At 57.0% G+C, this 2,866-nt stretch carries 3 protein-coding genes and 1 pseudogene; all 4 read right to left on the bottom strand.

The genetic code is table 11. The features are described from left to right. Positions 1-375, bottom strand: a 375-nt coding sequence (gene upp, locus WBC85_RS15330; RefSeq protein ID WP_424439197.1) for a uracil phosphoribosyltransferase, incomplete at its 3' end; no start/stop codon positions are given. A 3-nt stretch (positions 376-378) separates the two neighbouring features. Further along, positions 379-1,386: an adenosine deaminase gene (locus WBC85_RS15335; RefSeq protein ID WP_424439200.1), complete on the bottom strand. Its 1,008-nt coding sequence runs from the start codon at positions 1,384-1,386 to the stop codon at positions 379-381. Next, positions 1,383-2,561, bottom strand: coding sequence for a phosphopentomutase (locus WBC85_RS15340; RefSeq protein WP_424439203.1), 1,179 nt, complete (start codon positions 2,559-2,561; stop codon positions 1,383-1,385). Before WBC85_RS15340 ends, WBC85_RS15335 begins: the two co-directional genes overlap by 4 nt. After that, positions 2,561-2,866, bottom strand: a pseudogene (locus WBC85_RS15345) (thymidine phosphorylase); the annotation flags it as partial. The gene WBC85_RS15340 and the pseudogene WBC85_RS15345, both read right to left, overlap by 1 nt.

The raw sequence follows: 2,866 nt of genomic DNA on the forward strand, positions 1-2,866 counted from the left end.
ATCATCCAAGCCGTCAGGAGCCTTGAAGTAATATTGCACAGGTTGAAGCGTCTCTTCGTCGCGATAAAGACCGACAAAGCCAACGCGCGCTGACGGGATCAGTTCCAACACACCATCAAGCAACCCGTTGCCTGCGCGCAGAATTGAAATCAACGCCAGTTTCTTTCCGTCGAGCGTCGGCGCATCCATTTCGCACATAGGTGTTTCGATCCGCTTGGTTGTCATCGGCAAACCACGCGTCACTTCATAGGCAAGCAGCTGACTGATCTCGCGCAGCAATTGACGGAAAACAGCTGTCGAGGTTTCCTTTTCGCGCATCAGGGTCAATTTGTGTTGAACGAGGGGATGGTTCACGACGGTCAAATGCTCTGACATGGCTTAGGCCTCCAGTTTCTCAAGTATTTCAGTACGGGTCTTTTCATCGCAAAACGCTGCCTTGGCAGAGGCCCTGGCGATGTCGGAAAACACCTCTGCGTCCCAGCCAAATGTATTGGCAAGGTTCACATATTCATCGCGCATAGTCGTGTGAAAGAAGGGCGGATCATCTGTCGAGACAGTGACGGGAACGCCCGCACGGCGCAGGGTATCAATCGGGTGGCTCTTCCAATCAGGGTAGACGCCAAGAACGACGTTGGAGCCGGGGCAGACCTCAAGCACGATACCTTTTTCAGCGAGTTCATCCACCAGCGCCGCATCTTCGACAGCGCGCACACCGTGTCCGATACGTTCGACGCCCAGGTCTTGTACTGCCTCGCGCACCTCACTTGGGCCGCGCCATTCCCCGGCATGCGTGGTTAGCCGCAGCCCAGCTTCGCGCGCCATATCAAAACTGTAAAGAAAGTCACGCTGCGCGCCCTGATTTTCATCACCGCCCATGCCGAAACCTGTGATGAAATCACCAGCAGTTTCTGCGGCGCAAAGCGCAGCGGTCTTGGCCTGTTCTGGTCCGAAATGTCGAATGCAGGTGACGATACCGCGTGATGTGATGCCGAAGTCGCGCTTGGCCTCGTCCGCCGCCTCTTGTATCGCGGCGAGATAGTCGCGCCATGCGCTCACATCGCCGCCACCGCAGAAATCGGGGCTGACAAAGCTTTCCATGTAAATCACACCGTTGCTTGCCGCTTCTTCAAGAATTGCAAGGCCAAGGCGCTTGAAATCCTCGGGGCTTTTCAGAACGGTCGTCGCCGCCTCATAGACGCTTAGGAAGTGCACGAAGTCGCGAAATGCGTAAGAGCCATCGGCGTTAAACACCTTCGAGATGTCGATCTTTTTTTCTTTCGCCAAGCCGCGAATAAAAGCGGGCGGCGCAGCGCCCTCGTAATGCGTATGCAATTCGACCTTTGGCAGATCACGAATATGCGTCAGTTCTTCGCTAAGTTCTTTCATAGAAAACTCCTTCCGGTGCCATTTGCCTTGGCACCCAGATGGGCCGCGATAGACGCCGCCACATCAGTAAATCCGCATATCCCTATCTCGCCTTTTCCCGCGCCACAGACAAGCACAGGTACCTGTTCGCGGGTGTGGTCTGTCCCCGGCCAACTTGGATCGTTGCCGTGATCCGCAGTCAGGACAAGCAAGTCGCCCATGCCAAGGCGCGGCAAGAATTGGCCCAGCCAAAGATCGAAGCGTTCAAGCGCCGCAGCATATCCCGCCACATCGCGGCGATGACCATAGTCAGTGTCAAATTCGACCAGATTGGCAAATACGAAATCGCCCTGTCCAGCGCTCGCCGCCAAACCATCAAGCGCAGCCATCAAATCAGCATCGCGCCCTTTGACGCTGGTATCTATCCCGCTCATCGAAAAAATATCACCGATCTTGCCAACGCTATGCACCTTGCCGCCGGCATCTTGCACCCAGTTCGTCAAAACAGGCTCTGGCGGCGTTATCGCAAAATCACGGCGGTTTTGCGTGCGTTTGAAATCCGCCTTGCACGCGCCGACAAAGGGGCGCGCAATGACGCGACCAACGCGCATATCATGCAGCAAAGGCGCAACTTCACGGCACATATCCAAAAGCCGCTCACGTCCAAAAGCCGCTTCATGGGCTGCAATTTGAAGGACACTATCGGCAGAGGTGTAGCAAATTGGCCAGCCCGTTTTCAGATGCTCCTCGCCGAAATCTTCAATGACCTTGATGCCGTTTGAATGTCCGTTGCACAGAATTCCGTCAGTGCCGGCAGCCCTACAAAGTGCTGCGGTTACCTCAGGTGGAAACGCAGGCGAGGCATCAGGAAAATAGGTCCATTCCCACGGCACCGGCAGCCCCGCGAGCTCCCAATGTCCTGACGGCGTGTCCTTACCGCGAGAGACTTCGCGCGCAGCGCCCCAAAGGCCTTGCGGCTCTGCATCCAGTCCCGGCGTTTCAATGCCCGTGGAAAGCCGCACCGCTGCACCCAGCCCCAGCGCGTCCAAATTCGGCACGCGCAGGCCATGCTGGGCGATGATATGGCCCAAAGTGTTGGCACCCGTATCAGGTAGATCGCCGTTGAAAAACGAATGAGCGTCTGGCGCGCCGCCGCAGCCGACACTGTCCAGAACGATTAAGAAAGCGCGCGCCATCAGGTGATTACCTCATGCACAAGATCGCGTTTCGCGGGTGCTGATTGCCCAATTGTCATTGCGGCGCGGATCGTTTGCGCGGCCCTGTCCGCCTGCCCTTCGCGCGCCGCGTGGACACGCGCAAGCGGCTGGCCTTTGGATATCTTGGCACCTAAACGCGCGACATCCGACAAGCCCACAGCAGGATCGATCAGATCGCTTTCGACCTGGCGCCCACCGCCCAGCGCGACGACGGCCAAACCCAATGCCTCGCCATCAATTGCGGTGATGATGCCATCCTGCTTTGCTGTGACCTCGCGAATGAC

The organism is Planktotalea sp., from assembly GCF_049680325.1.
Classification (GTDB): domain Bacteria; phylum Pseudomonadota; class Alphaproteobacteria; order Rhodobacterales; family Rhodobacteraceae; genus Planktotalea.

What these genes read in the sequence shown, in the direction of transcription:
- WBC85_RS15335 (WP_424439200.1), bottom strand. Translation starts at nt 1,386, where the DNA reads ATGAAAGAACTTAGCGAAGAACTGACGCATATTCGTGATCTGCCAAAG.
- WBC85_RS15340 (WP_424439203.1), bottom strand. Translation starts at nt 2,561, where the DNA reads ATGGCGCGCGCTTTCTTAATCGTTCTGGACAGTGTCGGCTGCGGCGGC.